The sequence below is a fragment of the Rhodovulum sp. MB263 genome (assembly GCF_002073975.1).
Taxonomy (GTDB): Bacteria; Pseudomonadota; Alphaproteobacteria; order Rhodobacterales; family Rhodobacteraceae; genus Rhodovulum.
In genome coordinates, this window is record NZ_CP020384.1 from 2,215,041 (window position 1) to 2,234,557 (window position 19,517).

The following is a 19,517-nucleotide window of genomic DNA, read 5'->3' on the forward strand; positions in this document are numbered from 1 at the left end:
CGCGGAAAAGGCGGGAAACTCCTAGCCCTGGGCCGGTCGCGCAGCCAGTTCGGCGACCAGAGGCGCGAAGGCTTCGGGCGCCGCCGCCTGCCCCGTAACCCATTGATAGAGGGCGTGGTCGTCCTGGGCGAGCAAAGCGTCGAAAGCCTCAAGCTCGGTCTCGTCCATGGCCGCCAGTCGGGCATCGGCATAGCCGCCGAGGATCAGGTCCATTTCCTTGGTGCCGCGCCGCCAGGCCCGGATATGCATCCGCTTGCGGCGGGACTCGGTCGACTCGGTCATCTCAGCCATGCTCCTTCAACGCCTGACGAAGCCGCTTTTCCAGCACCCCAAGCCGGTTGGCAAGCCGCGTCATGTCGGCCCGCACCGCGCGGATCTCGCCCAGGATGCTGCGCACATCGCCGGGAATGACCGCCTCGTCGGCCGGCCCCTCGAGCCCGTCGCCATGCCCGTTCAGAAGCCACATGATGGACACGTTGAGAACGCCCGCCAGCGTCTGCAGCTTGTTCGAGCGCGGCTCGCTCAGATCGTCTTCCCAGTCCTTCACGGTATCGAGCCGGACGCCCAGCCGCTTGGCCAGTTCGGTCTGGGTCATGCTCAGCGCCTCGCGCGCGGCGATCACCCGGTCGCCGAAAGTGGCCGCATCCTCGGAATACCAGTCGGCTGCGTCGGGTTCGGAAGTGCCCATCGGTGCAAGCTCCTTTCGGCAAAGCCGCTTGAACGGTTTCCTAAGGCACCCTATGAGAAAGTGACCCCAACTTCAAACCGGAGACGACCATGTCCTTCCTGTCTGCGACACTCGCGCGTGTGAAACCCTCGCCGACCATCGCGGTAAGCACCAAGGCTCGGGAACTCAAGGCCGCGGGCAAGGACGTGATCGGTCTTGGCGCGGGCGAGCCCGATTTCGACACGCCCCAGAACGTCAAGGACGCGGCCAAGGCCGCCATCGACCGGGGCGAGACGAAATACACCGCCGTCGATGGCCTGCCCGAGCTGAAAAAGGCGATCTGCGCCAAGTTCAAGGCCGACAACAATCTCGATTACGAACCGGCCCAGGTCAGCGTCGGGACCGGCGGCAAGCAGATCCTCTACAACGCGCTGATGGCGACGCTCAACCCCGGCGACGAGGTGATCATCCCCGCGCCCTACTGGGTCAGCTATCCCGACATGGTGCTGCTGGCGGGCGGCGAGCCGGTCATCGTCGAAGGCAAGATGGAGACCGGTTTCCGGATCACGCCCGAGGCTCTGGAAGCGGCGATCACGCCGAAGACCAAGTGGTTCATCTTCAACTCGCCCTCGAACCCGACCGGCGCAGGCTATACGCGCGATCAGCTGAAGGCGCTGACCGAGGTTCTGATGCGCCATCCGCATGTGCATATCATGTCCGATGACATGTATGAAAAGCTGACCTATGGCGATTTCGAATTCTGCACTCCCGCCGAAGTCGAGCCCGGGCTTTACGACCGCACCCTGACCTGCAACGGCGTCTCGAAGGCCTATGCCATGACCGGCTGGCGGATCGGCTATGCCGCGGGCCCCGCCGCCCTGATCAAGGCGATGGGCAAGATCCAGTCGCAATCGACCTCGAACCCCTGCTCGATCTCGCAATGGGCCGCACTCGAGGCGCTGACCGGCCCGCAGGATTTCATCGCGTCGAACAACGCGGTGTTCCAGCGCCGCCGCGACATGGTGGTCGAGATGCTGAACCAGGCCGAGGGCATCGACTGCCCGGTGCCCGAGGGCGCCTTCTACGTCTATCCCTCGATCGCGGGCTGCATCGGCAAGACGACGCCCGCCGGGGTGAAGATCGAGAATGACGAGGTCTTCGCGACCGCGCTGCTGGAGGAAAAGGGCGTGGCCGTGGTCTTCGGCGCGGCCTTCGGGCTGTCGCCCAACTTCCGGGTCAGCTACGCGACCTCGGATGAGGCGCTGAAAGAGGCCTGCACCCGCATCCAGGACTTCTGTGCCGGCCTGAGCTGAAATCGCGGCGCCCGCCGGCCCCCCTCAGGGGCAAGCGCGGGCGCCAGCCTCACGGCCATCAAGCCATATCGGGCGCACTCCAGACAGGAGGCCCGCCATCAGACGGCGGGCACCCAGTCGCGCGACCAGAACCGGCTCATCATCAGAACGCCCGCCAGCGCCAGCCCCGAGGCGAGCCCCAGCCAGATCCCGACGCCGCCCCAGCCGAGCCCGAATCCCAGCGCGTATCCGACCGGCATTCCCACCAGCCAGTAGCTGATCCCCGCCATCACCATCGGCACCCGGGTATCCTGAACCCCGCGCAGAAGGCCCAGCGCCATCACCTGCGCCGCATCGACCAGCTGGAACAGAGCTGCCGCCGCCAGAAGCCCGGTGCCGACGGCCATGACCGCCGCCCGGTCGGACGAGCCGGGGTCGAGGAACAGCCCGATCAGCGGCTCGGGCCAGACCAGGAAGGCCACGACCGAAACCGCCACCGCAACCCCCGACACCCCGAAGGCCGCCACCGCGCCCCGATAAAGTCCGGTCCGGTCGCGCCGGCCAAGCGCCGCACCCGCCCGGATCGTCGCAGCGTTCGACAGCCCCAGATGAACCATGAAGATCGCCGAGGTGATCTGCAGCGCAATGCCATGCGCGGCCAGCGTGACCTCGCCGATCCAGCCCATCATCACCGACGAGGCCGCGAAAAGCCCGACCTCGGCGAGGTTTGTCAGCCCGATCGGCCAGCCCAGCCGGAACACCCGCCAGAACGCCTCCCAGTCCGGACGCCAGATCCTGCGGAACAGCGCGTGCTCGGGCGTGGCCCAGAGGACGTAGACCATGACCGCAACCATCGACACCAGGTTCACGATCAGCGAGGACAGCGCCGCACCCTGCAGACCCAGCTCGGGCAGGCCGAACTTGCCGAAGATCAGCATGTAGTTGCCAAAGGCGTTGACCGCGACCGCGCCAAGCGTGATCCACAGCACCACCCGGGCGCGTTCCAGCGCCGCGAGATAGCTTTTCAGCACCATCACCACCAGCGCCGGCAACAGGCCCGGACCGCCGACGACCAGATAGTCCTGCGCCATGGCCGACAGACCGGCGGTCTGGCCCAATGCGAGGAAGAAGCGCTCGGACATGAAGAAGACGGGCACGGTCAGCAGCCCGAAGCCGAGGCAGATCCACAGCGCCATCCGGGTCACGCGCCGGACCTGGGTCTCGTCGCCCGCTGCCGCGGCGGTCGCGATCATCGGCATCACCGCCCAGGCAAAGCCCGAAATCACCACGAACAGCACGAAGAACAGCGACGTCGCCAGCACCTCGGCCGCCAGCGCGCCGACATCGTACCAGCCGAGCATGATCGCATCGGTCAGCGAAATGCCGAATTGCGCCAGGTGGCTGCCGACAAGCGGCAGCCCGAGGGCGAGTGTCGCGCGCAGATGCGCGGACAATGAAGGGGATTGTGCGGACGTCATGCCCGGGGCATAGCCCCGCCCCGGGGCGGCGGCAAGAGCCCCGCCTTGCGGGGGTGCGTCATGCCTCGGGACGCGGCTTTCGGGCCACCATCTCGACCAGCGCCGAACGGCCGGAATGGCCCGGCCCGTCGGCCAGCTCGGTGTCGTAATCGCGCAGCATCAGGATCTCGAACCCGGCGAAGCGCTCGCGCAGGAGCGGCTCGGTATACATCTTCGCCGGATCGCCCGGCCCGCCGGTGCCGTATTCGACCTGCCGCGGCGCATAGCCCTGCAACAGGACCAGCCCGCCCGGCCTGAGCGTCCGCCGCATCCCCGCGAAGATCCGGTCCTGCGCGGCGCGGTCGCCGAACTGGATGAAGATGCCCAGAACCGCATCATAGGCGCCGGGCGCCCAGTCCCAGCGCTCGATATCGGCCTCGCAAAACGTGACGCTCACGCCACGCGCCCCGGCCAGCCGTCGCGCCTTGGCAAGCGCATTGGGCGCGGCCTCGACCGCGGTCACCTTGTGCCCCTGCCCCGCCAGCCAGACCGCGTTCCGTCCCTCGCCCTCGGCGACCGACAGCACCTGCGCGCCGGGCGGCAGCCGCGCCGCCTCGCGCGTCAGAAAGGCCGAAGGCTCGGTCCCGAACAGATAGTCGTCTCCGGCGTAACGCTCATTCCACATCGGCAGATCCTCCTGCCCGCCGATATGGCCTTCGAAACGGCCGGTGCAAGCCGGGCGGGCGCGCTCAGTCCTCGCGGCCCCGGCGCAGGTCGGGAGGCAGAGAGGTGCCGAGGATATGCTCGGCCTTGTGGATCACATGTTCGGCCCTTCCGACGATCAGCGGGTCGGGCGCATGGGCCAGCTTGGGATCCTTGCCGGGGTAGTCGAGCCCGTGCAGGAAATGGCGCATGCAGTTCAGCCGCGCGCGCTTCTTGTCATTCGACTTGATGATCGTCCAGGGCGCGTCGGCGGTGTCGGTATAGAAGAACATCGCCTCCTTGGCGTCGGTATAGTCGTCCCACTTGTCGAGGCTGGCCTTGTCGATGGGAGACAGTTTCCAGCGTTTCAGCGGGTCTGTCTCGCGTGCAAGAAACCGCCGGCGCTGTTCTTCCCGGGTCACCGAGAACCAGTACTTGAACAACCGCAGCCCCGAGCGCACCAGCATGCGTTCAAGATCGGGCGTCTGGCGCATGAATTCGAGATACTCGTTCGGGGTGCAGAACCCCATCACCCGCTCGACCCCCGCCCGGTTGTACCAGGAGCGGTCGTAGAACACCATTTCGCCCGCTGTCGGCAGCTCGCGCACATAGCGCTGAAAGAACCACTGGCCGCGCTCGTCCTCGCTGGGCTTGTTCAGCGCCACGACCCGGGCACTGCGCGGGTTGAGATGCTCCATGAAGCGCTTGATCGTGCCGCCCTTGCCGGCGGCATCGCGGCCCTCGAACAGGATCACGAATTTCTGGCCGCTCTCCTGCGCCCAGATCTGGACCTTCAGCAATTCGGCCTGCAGCCTGGCCTTCTGCGCCTCGTAGCTGCGGCGCGACATCTTCGAGCGATAGGGATATTCGCCGGTTTCGAAGCCATGGACGATATCGGCGGCGGAGACAGGCGGCGCCTCCGTCTTCGGAGCGGATGCCCGAGGGCCCGGCACCGGGGCGGCAGGCGCAGCGGCGCCCGGCCGCGCCGCCGACGCTGTCTCGGTCTCGTCTGTCTCGGTCTGCTCCGTCTCGGTTTGCTCCGTCTCGGTTTGCTCCGTGTCGGGCGAGGTCGCAGATTTCTGCGCCCCGGATGGCGGGGTGAGCGGATCCATGCATATCTCCTTCCCGGCGAGAACGGGGTCAAGTCTACCCCGACGCGGGCGAGTCGGCCCCGGAGAAACTCGGGAATCGGTTACGACGACCGCAATGCCTTCCCCAATGCCTCCGCGGTTGCCGCCCGATTGAGCGCCCTGCCCGGCCCCTGCCCGGTTTCGCGATGCGCGCCCCGGCCCGGGACGCTGGCACCCGCCGGCGGCCGCCGGGGCCCGTCGGGAACCGAGAACCTGCCGCAAGACGGCAGGCGGGCCTTTCCCCCGCCCCCCAAACCTGCGAAGATGCCCGCGAGCATCCACAAGATAGAGCGAAGAATGGCCGACGATCTGCTCTCCGGCGCCAGCCGTGACACCTATGACGCCTCCTCGATCGAGGTGCTGGAGGGGCTCGAGCCCGTCCGCAAGCGCCCCGGCATGTATATCGGCGGCACCGATGAGCGGGCGTTGCACCATCTGGTGGCCGAGGTTCTCGACAATGCCATGGACGAGGCGGTCGCGGGCCATGCCACCCGGATCGAGGTCGAGCTGCATGGCGATCATTCGGTGACGATCCGCGACAATGGCCGCGGCATCCCGGTCGATCCGCATCCGAAATTTCCCGACAAGTCCGCGCTCGAGGTGATCCTCTGCACGCTGCATGCGGGCGGCAAGTTCTCGGGCAAGGCCTATGAGACCTCGGGCGGTCTGCATGGCGTCGGCGTCTCGGTGGTGAACGCGCTCTCGGACCGGCTTCGGGTCGAGGTGGCGCGCAACCGCGAGCTGTTCGCCCAGGATTTCTCGCGCGGGGTGCCGCAGGGTCCGGTCGAGAAGCTCGGCGCCGCGCCGAACCGCCGGGGCACCACCGTCACCTTCCATGCCGACGAACAGATCTTCGGCCATCACCGCTTCCGGCCGGGGCGGCTTCTGAAGATGGTCCGCTCGAAGGCCTATCTGTTCTCGGGCGTCGAGATCCGCTGGAAGACCGCCATTGCCGATGGCGACACGCCGATGGAAGCGGTGTTCCACTTCCCCGGCGGGCTGGCCGACTACCTCAGCGAGACCCTCGAAGGGGCCTCGACCTATGCCGAGCGCCCGTTCTCGGGCAAGGTCGGCTTTCAGGAGAAGTTCGGCCAGCCCGGCTCGGTCGAATGGGCGGTGAACTGGACGCCCTCGCGCGACGGCTTCATCCAGTCCTATTGCAACACCATCCCCACCCCCGAGGGCGGCACCCATGAGGCGGGCTTCTGGTCGGCGATCCTGAAGGGGCTGCGGGCCTATGGCGAGCTCACCAACAACCGCAAGGCCGCCCAGATCACCCGCGACGACCTGATGACCGGCGGCTGCGCCATCGTCTCAACCTTCATCCGCGAACCCGAATTCGTCGGCCAGACCAAGGACCGCCTCGCCACCACCGAGGCCCAGCGCATGGTCGAGGGCGCGGTGCGCGACCATTTCGACAACTGGCTGGCCTCGGATACCAAGGCCGCGGGCGCGATCCTCGATTTCCTCGTGCTGCGCGCCGAGGAGCGGCTGCGCCGCCGCGCCGAAAAGGAAACCCAGCGCAAATCAGCCACCAAGCGGCTCAGGCTGCCGGGAAAGCTGGTCGACTGTTCGGCCACCAATCGCAGCGGCACGGAACTCTTCATCGTCGAGGGCGACTCGGCCGGCGGCTCGGCCAAGATGGCGCGCGACCGCAAGACCCAGGCGTTGTTGCCGCTCAGGGGCAAGATCCTGAACGTGCTGGGCGCGGCCTCGTCCAAGCTCGGCTCGAATGCCGAGATCAACGATCTGACCCAGGCGCTGGGGACCGGGCTCGGCACGCGCTTCAACATCGACGATCTGCGCTATGACAAGGTCATCATCATGACCGATGCCGATGTCGACGGCGCCCATATCGCGTCGCTCCTGATGACCTTCTTCTTCACCCAGATGCGCCCGCTGATCGACCAGGGCCACCTTTACCTCGCCTGCCCACCGCTGTTCCGCCTGACACAGGGGCCGAAACGGATCTATGCGCTTGACGAGGCCGAAAAGGAGATGTGGCTGGCCAAGGGTCTGGGCGGCAAGGGCAAGATCGACGTCAGCCGGTTCAAGGGGCTTGGCGAGATGGATGCCAAGGACCTGAAGGAAACCACCATGGATCCGGCCTCGCGCAAGCTGATCCGGGTCTCGATCGACGAGGACGAGCCCGGAGAGACCGCCGATCTGGTCGAGCGGTTGATGGGCAAGAAACCCGAGCTGCGCTTCCAGTATATCCAGGAGAATGCCCGCTTCGTGCAGGAGGTCGACATCTAGCCGCCCCGTCCGGAGGAACCGCCCAGCCGACGGCACGGGGAAGGCGCGCTCAGGCTTCCAGCTCGGCATCCCAGTAGAGGAAATCGAGCCAGCTCGCATGAAGATAGTTCGGCGGGAACTTGCGGCCGATATCGCGCAGGTCGCCCGCCCCCGGACGCCGGGGCGCGCGGCGCAGCGTCATGCCCGCCTGACGCAGGCTTTTCGAGCCCTTGCGCAGATTGCAGCGCGAACAGGCCGCGACCACATTCTCCCAGCTGGTGATGCCGCCGCGCGCGCGCGGCACCACATGGTCGAAGGTCAGATCGCCCCGCGAGCCGCAATACTGGCAGGTGAATTCGTCCCTCAGAAAAAGATTGAAGCGCGTGAAAGCCACGCGCCTCTGCGGTTTGACATAGTCTTTGAGAACGACAACGGAGGGTATTCGGATCGTCCTGGTCGGACTTCGGACCACCTGGTCATATTCGGCCACGATATCGACCCGGTGAAGGAAGGCCGCCTTGACCGCCTCCTGCCAGGGCCAGAGCGACAGCGGATAGTAGGAGAGTGGCCGGTAATCGGCGTTCAGAACAAGCGCCGGATGCTGCCTGAGGGAGCCCGGCTCCCGTACGAATGAAGTCCTGAAATCGCCGTCCATCCTGATCGTCAGCCTCTGCCCCGTCCGCCTGCCCGGCCACGGGACGGGACGAGCCCGTCCCTTGCCATGCTTTTGACTATATATGGCGTTCGCCACCTGACAAGCCCCGCAGATGCGGTGGCCCGATGGCGGCTGACTACAGCGGCTTCGTAACGTCGTTGTGACGATCGTTTTGGCCGCCGGAAAGATCTGCGCCCAAAAAACAGGCAAGCAGTCGCATCGTCGGTCAGCGCCGGCCCCCGGGTTTGTCCGGACGGCCAGGGGATGGGCAGGCCGCGACGCAAGCGGCCTGCCCGGAAAGGCTTACCAGCTGGTCAGCACGGCGCCGTCGTATTTCTCGTCGATGAAAGCCTTCACCTCGGGGCTGTGATAGGCCTCCACCAGAGCCTCGACCCAGGGCTTGTCCTGATCGCCGTCGCGCACCACGATGATGTTCACATAGGGGTTGTCGGCGGATTCCATCGCGATGGCGTCGGTTTTCGGGCTGAGCCCGGCCGCGATGGCGTAATTGGTGTTGATCACCGCGATCTCGGCATCGGCAAGCGCGCGCGGCAGTTGCGCCGCGTCGAGTTCGAGGAATTTCAGTCCCTTGGGGTTGTCCTCGATGTCGAGCGGGCTCGGCACGAGCCCCGTGCCCTCGGCCAGCTTGACCAGCCCGAGCTCCTGCAGGAGCAACAGCGCCCGTCCGCCATTGGTCGGGTCGTTCGGGATCGCGACCCGGGCCTTTTCGGGCAGATCGGCCAGATCCTCGATCTTGTCGGAATAGATCCCCATCGGCGTGGTGATGGTGGTCGCGATCTCGACCAGATCGAAACCGCGATCCTTGATCTGGTTCTCGAGATAGGGACGGTGCTGGAAGCTGTTGGCGTCGAGATCGCCATCGGCCAGCGCCTGGTTCGGCACCACATAGTCCGAGAATTCGACGATATCGACGGTCAGGCCGGCAGTCGCGGCGACCTTGGCGACCTCTTCCATGATCTCGGCATGCTCGCCGGGCGAGACGCCGACACGGATGTCATCGGCAAAGGCTGTACCGGCGGACAGCGCGAGGGCGGAAACGAGTGGGATCAGACGCAGCATCGGAAGGGTCCTTTCTTGTCTGCGGGAGCTCTTCGGAAAATCAGTGGCCGCGATTGCGCGGCGCGCGGCGATCGACCCGCGCGGCGATCCATTCGCCGAAAGATTGCACGAGCTGGACCATCACGATCAGGATCACGACGACGGCCAGCATAACGTCGGGCATGAAGCGCTGATAGCCGTAGCGGATGCCCAGATCGCCCAAGCCCTCGCCGCCGACCGCACCGACCATGGCGGAATAGCCGATCAGGCTGACAACGGCGAGCGTGAGACCCAGGACGATGCCCGGCAGCGACTCGCGCAGCAGCACCTTGCGGATGATCTGCAACGGCGTCGCCCCCATCGCGCGCGCAGCCTCGATCAGCCCGGCATCGACCTCGCGGATGGCATTCTCGACAAGCCGCGCGATGAAGGGCGTGGCGGCGATGGTCAGGGGCACGATGGCGGCATCGGTGCCGATCGAGGTGCCGACCAGCGCCCGGGTGAAGGGGATGATCGCGACCACGAGGATGATGAAGGGCACCGAGCGCGCGGCATTGACGACAAGCCCCAGCACCTTGTTCACCAAGGGTGCGGACAACAGCTCGCCACGTTGCGACGTGGCCAGGAACACCCCCAGCGGCAGCCCGAACAGCGTGCCCAGAACGGCTGCGGCCGAGACCATGTAAAGCGTCTGCAGCGTGGCCTCGATCAGAAGCGCGATCAGGTTAGCGGACATAGCCAAGCACCTCCGTCGACAGGCCGTGGCGGTTGAGATAGTCGCGCGCCTCGGCCCCGCGCGCGGCATCGACCGAGATCAGCAGGTTGCCGAAGGGATGCGGGCCGATCTCCTCGATGGCGCCGGCGAGGATATTGACCGAGATCCCGCGCTCGGCCGTCATCCGGGCCAGCATCGGATCGGTCGCATGGGCGCCCGCGAAGGTCACCCGCAGAACCTCTTCGGCCTCGCCGCCCGGCCGGGTCCCGAGCAGACGGCCCGAGACGAAGCGCGGCAGCGTGATGCCGGTCACCCCCGACAGGAAGGAGCGCGTCGTCGGATGCTGCGGCGCGACGAAGACGTCATAGGTCGGGCCTGCCTCGACGATCCGGCCCTGATCGATCACCGCCACATGGCTGGCGATGTCGCGCACCACGGCCATTTCATGGGTGATCAGCAGGATCGTCAGGCCCAGATCGCGGTTGATGTCGCGCAGCAGCGCAAGCACAGTCTGCGTGGTCTCGGGATCGAGCGCCGAGGTCGCCTCGTCCGAGAGCAGCACCTTGGGCCGGGTGGCCAGCGCCCGGGCGATGCCCACCCGCTGTTTCTGCCCGCCCGACAGCTCGGCCGGATAGCGGTCGGCCTGCGCCTCGAGCCCGACCCGGGCGATCAGATCCCCGACCCGGCTCCGGATCTCGGCCGAGGCCACGCCCGCGATTTCCAGCGGCATCGCGATATTGCCATGGACCGTGCGCGAGGCCAGCAGGTTGAAATGCTGGAAGATCATCCCGACATCGCGGCGGATCGCCCGCAGCGCGGAGCCGCGCGCCCGGCCGACATCCTTGCCGCCCACGCTGACCACGCCCTCGCTTGGCCGCTCAAGCCCGTTGACCATGCGCAGAAGCGTCGACTTGCCCGCGCCCGAGCGACCGATGATGCCGCAGATCTCGCCCGGGGCCACCGTCAGGGACACATCCTGCAACGCCGTCACCCGGCCCTTGGCCCCGCCGGCAAAGAACTTGCCGACATTCTCAAAACTGATCGTCGCCCCGGTCATGGCGTTCCGTTTCACTGTCTTTTCATCGGCCGTCGGGTGCCCCAAAGCCGGGCCGGGTGCAACCCCGCAGAGCCGATAGCGGCCAATTAAAAACCCCGTCCCGTTCCGCGGTGACCGGCCGAGTGATCGTTCCGCGTGCCCCACCCCCGCCGCGCGGCGCGTTCCGCGGCCTTCGCGCCCACCCGGCCGGCGTTCCGTCCGCGCCGTCTTCCGCCCCGGATCGGGCCCGCAGGAAGCCGGTTGAAAAGGCCGCCGCGATCGTGTCCTTTGGCGCCGAGCGAAAAGGAGACCAGACGTGACCATCCCGATGACGCGCCGCGCCGCACTTGCCGGGGCCCTTGCCCTCACCGCCCTGCCCGCCGCGGCCCAGGAGGCCTGGCCCACCGCGCCGATTCATGTCTATGTCGGTTTCCCGGCCGGGTCCTCGCCCGACACGCTGACCCGGATCATCACCGAGCCGCTGGCAGAGCGGCTCGGCCAGCCGGTCGTGGTAGAGAACAAGCCCGGCGCGGGCGGCGTGATCGGGGTGCAGCAGATGCTGGCCAATGCCGGCGATGGCCTCAGCTTTGCCACCACCATCAACGGCCCGCTGACCACCGCCGCCCGGCTGATGCCATCGACGGGCTATGACGCAACCACCGATATCGCGCCGGTGACGCTGATCGCGACCTCGCCGCTGGTCCTGGCGGTTTCGGCCAGCTCGGATTTCACCGATCTCGAAAGCTTCGTCGCCGCGGCCGGAACCGAGCCCGAGTTTCTCAGCTACGGCTCGGTCGGCCAGGGATCGGGCGCGCATCTGACCGCCGAGCTCTTTGCCGATGCCGCGGGCGTCAGCCTGCTGCACATCCCCTTCGCCAGCTATGCCGAGATCACCACCTCGATCGTCGGCGGCGAGATCGATGCAGGCTTCATGGCGCCTTCGGCCGCGCTGCCGCAGGTCGAGGCGGGCCGGATGCGCCTGCTGGGCATCACCTCGGCCGAACCCTTCCCGCAAGCGCCCGACGTGCCCGTCCTGGCCGGGCGGGCCGGGCTGCCCGCCGATTTCCGGGCCGAGCTCTGGAACGCCTTCATCGCGCCTGCCGGGACCGACCCGGCGGTGATCGCGCGGCTGAATACCGAGATCGGGGAGATCCTCGCCGATCCCGAGGTGCAGCAGAAACTCCTGGCCATCGGCTGGCAGGCCGCGCCGGGCACGCCCGCGGATCTGGCCGAGCGGATCTCGGCCGATACCGCGATGTGGGGCGCGGTGATCGACCGGGTCGAAGCCCAGCCCTGAGGCCGCCCCGATGCAGAAGGACTGGCCCGACATCCTCGGCGGCCTCACGCTGGCCGCGCTTGGCGCGGCGGCGGCGGGCTGGGCCCTTGCGCATTACGATATCGGCAGCCTGCGCCGGATGGGGCCGGGCTTCTTCCCGGTGGCGCTCGGCACGCTTCTGACCGGGCTCGGGCTGGCCATCGCCCTGCCCGCGCTCGGACGGCAGGCAGGCCCCCGGCCCGGCTTCGAGCCCTGCGCGGTGCTGGCGGTGCTGGCCGCGATCCTCGTCTTCGGCCTCGGGCTGTTCCGGATCGGCCTTGTCGGCGCGACCGCGGCGGCGGTTCTGATCGCCACGCTGCCCGCCCCCCATCCCGGCCGTGTCTGGCGCCTGGTGCTGGCCCTGGCGATCTCGGCCCTGACCGTGCTTGTCTTCGGCCTCGGGCTTCGGATGAACATCCCGCTCTGGCCGCGCCTCTCATGACCACCTGGGAGGGCCTTATGCACGGCATCGGCTTTGCGCTTCAGCCCGGGGTGCTGGTCTATTGCGTCCTCGGCGTGGTGCTGGGCACCTTTGTCGGCGTGCTGCCCGGCATCGGCGCGATGGCGGCGATCTCGCTTCTGCTGCCGATCACATATTACATCACCCCCGAAGCCGCGCTTATCATGCTGGCGGGCGTCTATTACGGCGCACAGTACGGCGGCTCGGTCGCCTCGATCCTGATGCGCCTGCCAGGCACGCCGCAATCGGCGGTGACCTCGCTCGACGGCTATCCGCTGGCGCGCGAGGGCCGCGCGGGCGTGGCCCTCTTCACCGCCATGGCCTCGTCCTTCGCGGGCTCGCTGATCGGCATCGCGGTGCTGGTGACGCTGGCGGGCTGGCTGTCGCGCGCGGCCACGGCCTTCGGGGCGGCCGATTACGCCGCGATGATGATCCTCGGGCTGGTCGCCGCCTCGACCATCGGCTCGACAAGCCCGGTCAAGAGCTTCGCCATGGTCGTGCTGGGGCTTTTGCTGGGCTGTGTCGGCACCGATGTCAATTCCGGCGTCCAGCGCTTCACCTTCGGCCGGACCGAGCTGCTGGACGGCATCAACCTCGTGGCGCTGGCGATGGGGCTGTTCGGCGTGGCCGAGCTGATCGCCAATGTCCGCGACCCCGACCGGCAGGGCGTGACCGAAAGGATCGGGCTGCGCGGGCTGATGCCCCGGCGCGACGATCTGCGGCGCCTGCCCGGCCCGATCCTGCGTGGCGGCGCGCTTGGCAGCTTCTTCGGCGCGCTGCCGGGCACCGGCTCGACGCTGTCCTCCTTCCTGGCCTATGCGCTGGAACGCCGCGTCTCGCGCCGCCCCGAGCGGTTCGGCAAGGGCGCGATCGAGGGTGTCTCGGCACCCGAGGCCGCCAACAATGCCGCCGCGATCTCGGCCTTCGTGCCGACGCTGACGCTTGGCATTCCGGGCGATCCGATCATGGCGCTGATGCTGGGCGCGCTGGTCATTCACGGGATCCAGCCGGGGCCCCTGATGCTCGAGGCCCGGCCCGAGATGTTCTGGGGGCTGGTGGCCAGTTTCGGGATCGGCAACCTGCTGCTTCTGATCCTGAACCTGCCGCTGATCGGGATCTGGGTCTCGATGCTGCGCATCCCGTTCCGCTGGCTCTACCCGGCGATCCTCGTCTTCCTCTGCCTTGGGGTCTATTCGGTCCGCGGGCTGACATTCGACATCCTCGCGGTCGCGGCCATCGGCCTGGCAGGCTATCTGCTGGCTCTGGCGCGGTTCAGCCCGGCGCTTCTGCTGCTGGGCTTCGTGCTCGGCCCGCTGATCGAGACCAATCTGCGGCGCGCGATGCTGATCGGCCGGGGCGATCCGATGATCTTTCTCGAACGCCCCATCGCGGCCGGTTTCGTGCTGGCGACGGCGGGGCTTCTGGTGCTGGCGCTGTGGCAGGCCTGGCGGCGGCGGGCGGCGCGCCGGAGAGGCTGAGCCTCAGCTTTCGTCCTCGAACATGTCGCCCTGGCTGTCGGTTCCGTCCTCGTCTTCCGAACCGGGCATCGGGCGGCTGTCGAGCAGACCCGCAGCGCGCAATTCGCGCAGGCCCGGCAGATCGCGGGCGCTTTCCAGCCCGAAATGATCGAGAAAGGCCTCGGTCACGACATAGGTCACGGGCCGGCCGGGGGTCATCCGGCGCCGGCCGAAACGGATCCATTCCAGATCCAGCAGCTGATCGACGGTGCCGCGGCTGACCGAGACGCCGCGGATCTCCTCGATCTCGGCCCGCGTCACCGGCTGGTGATAGGCGATGATCGCCAGCGTCTCGATCGCGGCCCGCGAGAGCTTGCGCATCTCGACGGTTTCCTTCTGCATCAGGAAGCCCAGATCGGGGGCGGTGCGGAAGGCCCAGGCCTCGCCCACCCGCACCAGATGCACTCCCCGCCCCTCATAGCGGCGTGCAAGCGTCTCGAGCGCACGCGCGGCATCGCAGCCATGCGGCATGCGGGCGTTCATCTCGGCCACCCGCACCGGCTCGGCCGAGGCAAAGAGAATGGCCTCGACCATGCGCTCCTGCTCGGCCGCGGGCGGCGCCTCGAACAGGCTGGCCTCGGCGTCCTCTTCGGTCTCGGGCGGGCGGCTCATCAATGCGGCTTCCGGCGGATCTGGATCGGGGCGAAGGTCTCGGACTGGCGCAGTTCGAGCTGGCCCTGCTTGACGAGCTCGAGCGAGGCCGCGAAATGCGCGGCGGTGGCCGAGCGGCGACGGACGGGATCGGCCTGCCAGCCCTCGGGCAGCCAGCTCGAAAGGTCGATCCAGTCCCCGGCATAGCCGATCAGCCCGCGCATCCGCTCCAAAGCCTCTTCCATGGTATAGACCGCCTCGCGATCCAGCGCATAGGGCCGGAAATCGTCGCGGGTGCGGATCCGGGCATAAGCCTGCATCAGATCGAGCAACGTCGCGGTATATTGTACCCGGCGCACCCGCTCGACGCCTTCGGGCAGGCCGCGCACGAAGAAGTCGCGGCCCTTCTGATCGCGCCCCATCAACCGTGCCGCGACGCCCCGCATCGCCTCGAGCCGTTCCAGCTGGAAGGCCAGATGCGCGGCCAGATCCTCGGCCGAGGGGCCGTCCTCGGTCGGGTCGGGCGGCAGCAGCAGCCGCGATTTCAGGAAGGCCAGCCAGGCCGCCATCACCAGGTAATCAGCGGCCAGCTCGATCCGGAGGCTCTTGGCGGTCTCGACGAAGGCCAGATACTGCTCGGCCAGATGCAGAACCGAGATCCTGCGCAGATCGACCTTCTGGGTCCGGGCCAGCGTCAGCAGCATGTCGAGCGGCCCCTCGAAACCGTCGACATCGACAATCAGCGCCTCGGCCGCCTGCCGCGCGGCGACATCCTCGGCCTCGGCGGCACCATCCGTCGGACAGACGGGAGGCTCAGCCATGGGCGGCCGTCCCCAGCAGCCCGTGAAGCTCGGCCAGGGCAACGGCCGGATCGAACGGCTCTGGCGGACGACGGCAGGCCAGCGCCCGGGCGGCGCGCTCTGCGGCCGGCCCGGTCAGCGTGCCGCAGGCCCCGGCAACCTCGGCCATCTCATCCATATCGCCATTGCAATGCAGAACCGCGTCGCAGCCCGCCGCTATCGAAGCCCGGCTGCGTTCGGCGATGCCGCCGCTCAGCGCCTGCATCGAGACATCATCCGACATCAGGAAGCCGCCGAACCCGATCTCGTCGCGGATCGCCGCGATGGCCGCAGGCGAGACGGTGGCAGGGCGGTCGGGATCGAGCGCGTCATAGACGACATGGGCCGTCATCGCCATCGGCTGGTCCGAGAGCGCGCGGAAGACCGAGAAATCGGTGGCCTGCAGCTCCTGCGCTCCGGTCTTGACCCGGGGCAGATGCAGATGGCTGTCGGCGCTGGCCCGGCCATGGCCCGGGATATGCTTGATCACCGGCAGAACGCCGCCCGCAAGCAGCCCCTCGGCCGTGGCCCGGGCACAGGCGATCACCAGGGAGGGATCGGTCCCGTAACAGCGGTTCTTCAGGATCTCATGGGTCTCGGGGCGCGCGATATCGGCCACAGGCGCGCAATCGACATCGATGCCGAGCACAGACAGTTCGCAGGCGATCAGCCGGGCGCGCAGATACATCGAGCGCGCGGCGCCCTCCGGCCCCGCGGCCGCGATCTGGTCGAACGCAGGCGCCCAGCTGCGCCAATGCGGCGGGCGCAGGCGCTGGACGCGGCCGCCCTCCTGATCGATCAGGATCGGCGCGTCGCGGCCCACGGTCTGCCGCAGATCCCGGGTCAGGCGGCGAAGCTGGTCGGGATCGGCGACATTGCGGGCGAAGAGGATGAAGCCGAAGGGTCGGGTCTCGGCGAAGAAGGCCTGTTCGGCCGGTGTCAGGGCCAGACCGGAACAACCGGCGATGAAAGCCCCGAGACCGTCGCTCACCGCGCCACCACCGGAATGCAGTCCGCACCCTCGGCCGAGACCGCCGCGCAGAACCGCCGCGCCGCCGCCATGTCGGCAAAGCCCGAGGCACGCAGCCGGAAGAAGGTCCTGCCGCCGCGGTCGACGGTCTGGATCACACGGGTCTTGTCAGAGAAGAAACCGGCAAAGCTGCGCTGACCCGACAGGCTGTCCCAGACCCCGCGGGCCTCGTCGCCGCTGTCGAAGGCGCCAAGCTGCACAAGCGCGGTCCCGGGCGGGATGCTGGCGGCCGCGACCTCGGTGGGTGCGGGGGCATCCATCGCGGCTCGGGCCGAGGCAATGGCGGCGCGGGTCGCCAGGTCTTCCTGCGGCCGGGCCGCCGGGCGCGGCGACTGGCGCAGCGCACCCTGAGGCAGCGGCAGGGCCTCGGTTTCGGCTTCGGCCGTGCCCGGTTCCGCCTCTGCCTCTGCCGCGCCAGCGGCCAGATCGGCATCGGCGGCATCGAACACCGCCCCGCCAGCGGCATCGGATGCGGGCATATCGGAAAGGTTGAGCGCGGCCAGAACCGGCTCGGACGCATCCGCACCCGGATCTGCGGCCAGATCCGAGGACAGGGCGGCAGCGGGCTGCGGCACGATCACCGGCCGGTCATCCCCGGCCAGATCGACCGGCGCGGGCGCGAGGCGCAGCATGTCGGGCGGCGGCGCGGCCTCGCCCTCGGCGGCCACGCGGTTGACCGCAAGCCCCTGATGCTCGGCCTGACGCCCGCCGGGATCGTCGGGCGCGATCCGCATCGGCCCTTCAAGCGCGCGGATCACCGGCACACCGCTGACATCGCGGACCACGATCTGATAGCCCCAGACGAACAGCCCGGCCACGAGGGTCAGCGAGACCAGGCCACCGGCCCAGTTCACCATCGTCCTGAGGGAAGGTGCGGGGTCATGCCCGCCCGCCCCGCGCATCGCGTCGAAATCGATTTCTGCCATTGCCGCCTCGTTTCCGGGCGTGCGAAATCGCCCGGTATGGTTCTTGCCTGTGCCGCTCTGGCCTGATTGCGCCTTGTTTTTCAGCGCATTTCATCGACCGGAGTGACGCCGAGAATACCAAGACCGGCGGAAATGACAACGGCCACGGACCGGGCCAGGGCGATTTTGGCCTGACTTGTGGCCGTGTCGCCCTCCTGCAGGAAGCGCAATTCGGGCAATTCGTTGCCGCGGTTCCAGAGCGCGTGCAGCTCGGAGGCCAGTTCGTAAAGATAGAAGGCGACCCGGTGCGGCTCGTTGGTGCGGGCCGCGATCTCGATCAGGCGCGGCCATTCAGCGAGCTTCTTCGCCACCGCGATCTCGGCCTCGTGGTCGAGCTTCGTCAGATCGGCCGCAGCCAGCGTCGCATCATCGGCGGCAATGCCCGCCTCGGCGGCCTTGCGCAGCACCGAACAGACGCGGGCATGGGCATATTGCACATAGAAGACCGGGTTGTCCTTCGACTGCTCCAGCACCTTGTCGAAATCGAAATCCAGAGGCGCGTCATTCTTGCGGGTCAGCATGACGAAACGGGTCACGTCGCGGCCGACCTGCTCGACCACGTCGCGCAGCGTCACATAGGTGCCCGCGCGTTTCGACATCTTGAAGGGCTCGCCGTTCTTCCAGAGCTTCACCAGCTGGATCAGCTTGATGTCGAGCGGCACCCGGCCCTCGGACAGCGCCGCGACGGCGGCCTTCATCCGCTTGACATAGCCGCCATGATCGGCGCCGAGAATATCGATCAGCTGGTCGAAGCCGCGCCCCACCTTGTCATAGTGATAGGCGATGTCGGGGGCGAAATAGGTCCAGGACCCGTCCGACTTCATCACCGGCCGGTCGACGTCGTCGCCATGCGCGGTCGAGCGGAACAGGGTCTGCTCGCGCGGTTCCCAGTCGTCCGGGGTCTTGCCCTTCGGCGGTTCGAGCACGCCCTCGTAGATCAGCCCCATGCCTTTCAGCCGGTCCAGCGCCGCCTCGATCTTGCCGGTGCCGTAAAGCGCCTTTTCCGACGAGAAGACGTCCATCGTGACGCCAAGCGCCGCCAGATCCTCGCGGATCATCTGCATCATCATCTCGGTGGCAAAAACGCGGATATCGGCCAGCCAGTCCTCTTCGCCCTTGTCCAGAAGGCTGTCGCCGTATTTCTCCTTCAGCGCCGCGCCGACGGGGATCAGGTAATCGCCCGGGTAAAGCCCCTCGCGGATCTCGGGCTCGAGCCCGTTGGCCTCGCGGTAGCGCTCATAGGCCGAGCGCGCCAGCACATCGACCTGCGCGCCCCCATCGTTGATGTAATATTCGCGCGTCACGTCCCAGCCGGCAAAATCCAGCAGGCTGGCCAGCGCATCGCCCACCACCGCACCGCGGACATGGCCCACATGCATCGGCCCCGTCGGGTTGGCCGAGACGAATTCGATATTGACCTTCTGCCCGGCACCGAGGGCCGAGCGGCCGAAATCGCCCCCCTGCCCCAGCACCTTCGCCACCAGTCCCTGCCAGACCCCGGGAGCAAGCCGCAGGTTCAGGAAACCGGGGCCAGCCACTTCGGCACTGGCGATGCGCGAATCGGCGGCCAGCCGGGCGGCCAGCGCCTCGGCGATGTCGCGCGGCTTCCGCCCGGCGGGCCTGGCCAGCACCATCGCGGCATTGGTGGCCATGTCGCCATGGGCGGCATCGCGCGGCGGCTCGACGGCGACATTCGAGAGATCGAGGCCCGCAGGCAGCGCGCCATCGGCCACCATCGCGTCGAGACAGTCGATCACCAGCGCGCGCAGATCGTTGAAGAGGTTCATGGTCGGTCCCTTTCGGCTGGCCTGCGGTTTATCATGGCGGCGCGCGGGGTCAACGGGCGTGGGGC

General features: G+C 67.9%; 19 protein-coding genes. 5 read left to right on the forward strand and 14 right to left on the reverse strand.

What is annotated here, in order from left to right; translation table 11 throughout:
* Positions 1–21 precede the first annotated feature (21 nt).
* Positions 22–282, reverse strand: a complete 261-nt coding sequence (locus tag B5V46_RS10305; protein ID WP_080616524.1) for a succinate dehydrogenase assembly factor 2 — start codon at positions 280–282, stop codon at positions 22–24.
* Position 283: 1 nt separating this feature from the next.
* On the reverse strand, positions 284–688 hold the full coding sequence (locus tag B5V46_RS10310; protein ID WP_080616525.1) for a helix-turn-helix domain-containing protein: 405 nt from the start codon (positions 686–688) through the stop codon (positions 284–286).
* An 89-nt stretch (positions 689–777) separates the two neighbouring features.
* Between B5V46_RS10310 and B5V46_RS10315 the strand changes: the two genes are divergently transcribed.
* Positions 778–1,980 (forward strand): pyridoxal phosphate-dependent aminotransferase, encoded by a 1,203-nt coding sequence (locus B5V46_RS10315; RefSeq protein ID WP_080616526.1) that lies wholly within the window; start codon positions 778–780, stop codon positions 1,978–1,980.
* 98 nt (positions 1,981–2,078) lie between these two features.
* Here B5V46_RS10315 and B5V46_RS10320 read toward each other — a convergent pair whose 3' ends face one another.
* From B5V46_RS10320 to ppk2, 3 genes are all read right to left on the reverse strand, one after another.
* Positions 2,079–3,437: an MATE family efflux transporter gene (locus tag B5V46_RS10320; RefSeq protein WP_080616527.1), complete on the reverse strand. Its 1,359-nt coding sequence runs from the start codon at positions 3,435–3,437 to the stop codon at positions 2,079–2,081.
* 58 nt (positions 3,438–3,495) lie between these two features.
* A complete protein-coding gene (locus B5V46_RS10325; protein WP_080616528.1) occupies positions 3,496–4,101 on the reverse strand; it encodes a cyclopropane-fatty-acyl-phospholipid synthase family protein in 606 nt (201 codons plus the stop codon).
* Between the two features lie 64 nt (positions 4,102–4,165).
* On the reverse strand, positions 4,166–5,230 hold the full coding sequence (gene ppk2 / locus B5V46_RS10330) for a polyphosphate kinase 2 (protein ID WP_231119084.1): 1,065 nt from the start codon (positions 5,228–5,230) through the stop codon (positions 4,166–4,168).
* A 315-nt stretch (positions 5,231–5,545) separates the two neighbouring features.
* Here ppk2 and parE point away from each other — a divergent pair, with 315 nt between their 5' ends.
* Positions 5,546–7,504, forward strand: coding sequence for a DNA topoisomerase IV subunit B (parE, locus tag B5V46_RS10335; RefSeq protein ID WP_080616529.1), 1,959 nt, complete (start codon positions 5,546–5,548; stop codon positions 7,502–7,504).
* A 49-nt stretch (positions 7,505–7,553) separates the two neighbouring features.
* Here the strand turns inward: parE and B5V46_RS10340 are convergent, their stop codons facing one another.
* From B5V46_RS10340 to B5V46_RS10355, 4 genes are all read right to left on the reverse strand, one after another.
* Positions 7,554–8,138 carry an HNH endonuclease gene (locus B5V46_RS10340; RefSeq protein WP_080616530.1) on the reverse strand — a complete coding sequence of 195 codons (585 nt, stop codon included), beginning with the start codon at positions 8,136–8,138 and terminating at the stop codon, positions 7,554–7,556.
* Between the two features lie 303 nt (positions 8,139–8,441).
* Positions 8,442–9,218 (reverse strand): MetQ/NlpA family ABC transporter substrate-binding protein, encoded by a 777-nt coding sequence (locus tag B5V46_RS10345; RefSeq protein WP_080616531.1) that lies wholly within the window; start codon positions 9,216–9,218, stop codon positions 8,442–8,444.
* 40 nt (positions 9,219–9,258) lie between these two features.
* Positions 9,259–9,933 carry a methionine ABC transporter permease gene (locus tag B5V46_RS10350; RefSeq protein ID WP_080616532.1) on the reverse strand — a complete coding sequence of 225 codons (675 nt, stop codon included), beginning with the start codon at positions 9,931–9,933 and terminating at the stop codon, positions 9,259–9,261.
* On the reverse strand, positions 9,923–10,969 hold the full coding sequence (locus B5V46_RS10355; protein ID WP_080616533.1) for a methionine ABC transporter ATP-binding protein: 1,047 nt from the start codon (positions 10,967–10,969) through the stop codon (positions 9,923–9,925). Before B5V46_RS10355 ends, B5V46_RS10350 begins: the two co-directional genes overlap by 11 nt.
* A gap of 295 nt (positions 10,970–11,264) precedes the next feature.
* On the opposite strand from B5V46_RS10355, the gene B5V46_RS10360 reads away from it, so the two are divergent.
* Genes B5V46_RS10360 through B5V46_RS10370 form a run of 3 tightly spaced genes read left to right on the forward strand, consistent with a single transcriptional unit; the run spans position 11,265 to position 14,201 of the window.
* Positions 11,265–12,245 (forward strand): tripartite tricarboxylate transporter substrate binding protein, encoded by a 981-nt coding sequence (locus tag B5V46_RS10360; protein ID WP_080616534.1) that lies wholly within the window; start codon positions 11,265–11,267, stop codon positions 12,243–12,245.
* 10 nt (positions 12,246–12,255) lie between these two features.
* Positions 12,256–12,705, forward strand: coding sequence for a tripartite tricarboxylate transporter TctB family protein (locus tag B5V46_RS10365; RefSeq protein WP_080616535.1), 450 nt, complete (start codon positions 12,256–12,258; stop codon positions 12,703–12,705).
* The gene (locus B5V46_RS10370; protein WP_080616536.1) at positions 12,702–14,201 is read left to right on the forward strand and encodes a tripartite tricarboxylate transporter permease; all 1,500 of its coding nucleotides are present in this window, start codon (positions 12,702–12,704) and stop codon (positions 14,199–14,201) included. Before B5V46_RS10365 ends, B5V46_RS10370 begins: the two co-directional genes overlap by 4 nt.
* A 3-nt stretch (positions 14,202–14,204) precedes the next feature.
* Here the strand turns inward: B5V46_RS10370 and scpB are convergent, their stop codons facing one another.
* The 5 genes from scpB to argS all read right to left on the reverse strand — a co-directional run bounded on the left by scpB (position 14,205) and on the right by argS (position 19,452).
* Positions 14,205–14,852: an SMC-Scp complex subunit ScpB gene (scpB, locus tag B5V46_RS10375; RefSeq protein ID WP_080616537.1), complete on the reverse strand. Its 648-nt coding sequence runs from the start codon at positions 14,850–14,852 to the stop codon at positions 14,205–14,207.
* Entirely contained in the window at positions 14,852–15,652 is an 801-nt protein-coding gene (locus tag B5V46_RS10380; protein ID WP_080616538.1) for a ScpA family protein, read from the reverse strand. The genes scpB and B5V46_RS10380 overlap by 1 nt, the downstream gene beginning before the upstream one ends.
* Entirely contained in the window at positions 15,645–16,661 is a 1,017-nt protein-coding gene (nagZ, locus tag B5V46_RS10385; protein WP_080616539.1) for a beta-N-acetylhexosaminidase, read from the reverse strand. Before nagZ ends, B5V46_RS10380 begins: the two co-directional genes overlap by 8 nt.
* Positions 16,658–17,626, reverse strand: coding sequence for an SPOR domain-containing protein (locus B5V46_RS10390; RefSeq protein ID WP_080616540.1), 969 nt, complete (start codon positions 17,624–17,626; stop codon positions 16,658–16,660). The genes nagZ and B5V46_RS10390 overlap by 4 nt, the downstream gene beginning before the upstream one ends.
* Positions 17,627–17,706: 80 nt before the next feature.
* The gene (gene argS, locus B5V46_RS10395; RefSeq protein WP_080616541.1) at positions 17,707–19,452 is read right to left on the reverse strand and encodes an arginine--tRNA ligase; all 1,746 of its coding nucleotides are present in this window, start codon (positions 19,450–19,452) and stop codon (positions 17,707–17,709) included.
* Positions 19,453–19,517: the final 65 nt, after the last annotated feature.

Coding starts and splice junctions, on each gene's coding strand:
- B5V46_RS10305 (WP_080616524.1), bottom strand. CDS start 282: ATGACCGAGTCGACCGAGTCCCGCCGCAAGCGGATGCATATCCGGGCC.
- B5V46_RS10310 (WP_080616525.1), bottom strand. CDS start 688: ATGGGCACTTCCGAACCCGACGCAGCCGACTGGTATTCCGAGGATGCG.
- B5V46_RS10315 (WP_080616526.1), top strand. CDS start 778: ATGTCCTTCCTGTCTGCGACACTCGCGCGTGTGAAACCCTCGCCGACC.
- B5V46_RS10320 (WP_080616527.1), bottom strand. CDS start 3,437: ATGACGTCCGCACAATCCCCTTCATTGTCCGCGCATCTGCGCGCGACA.
- B5V46_RS10325 (WP_080616528.1), bottom strand. CDS start 4,101: ATGTGGAATGAGCGTTACGCCGGAGACGACTATCTGTTCGGGACCGAG.
- ppk2 (WP_231119084.1), bottom strand. CDS start 5,230: ATGGATCCGCTCACCCCGCCATCCGGGGCGCAGAAATCTGCGACCTCG.
- parE (WP_080616529.1), top strand. CDS start 5,546: ATGGCCGACGATCTGCTCTCCGGCGCCAGCCGTGACACCTATGACGCC.
- B5V46_RS10340 (WP_080616530.1), bottom strand. CDS start 8,138: ATGGACGGCGATTTCAGGACTTCATTCGTACGGGAGCCGGGCTCCCTC.
- B5V46_RS10345 (WP_080616531.1), bottom strand. CDS start 9,218: ATGCTGCGTCTGATCCCACTCGTTTCCGCCCTCGCGCTGTCCGCCGGT.
- B5V46_RS10350 (WP_080616532.1), bottom strand. CDS start 9,933: ATGTCCGCTAACCTGATCGCGCTTCTGATCGAGGCCACGCTGCAGACG.
- B5V46_RS10355 (WP_080616533.1), bottom strand. CDS start 10,969: ATGACCGGGGCGACGATCAGTTTTGAGAATGTCGGCAAGTTCTTTGCC.
- B5V46_RS10365 (WP_080616535.1), top strand. CDS start 12,256: ATGCAGAAGGACTGGCCCGACATCCTCGGCGGCCTCACGCTGGCCGCG.
- B5V46_RS10370 (WP_080616536.1), top strand. CDS start 12,702: ATGACCACCTGGGAGGGCCTTATGCACGGCATCGGCTTTGCGCTTCAG.
- scpB (WP_080616537.1), bottom strand. CDS start 14,852: ATGAGCCGCCCGCCCGAGACCGAAGAGGACGCCGAGGCCAGCCTGTTC.
- B5V46_RS10380 (WP_080616538.1), bottom strand. CDS start 15,652: ATGGCTGAGCCTCCCGTCTGTCCGACGGATGGTGCCGCCGAGGCCGAG.
- B5V46_RS10390 (WP_080616540.1), bottom strand. CDS start 17,626: ATGGCAGAAATCGATTTCGACGCGATGCGCGGGGCGGGCGGGCATGAC.
- argS (WP_080616541.1), bottom strand. CDS start 19,452: ATGAACCTCTTCAACGATCTGCGCGCGCTGGTGATCGACTGTCTCGAC.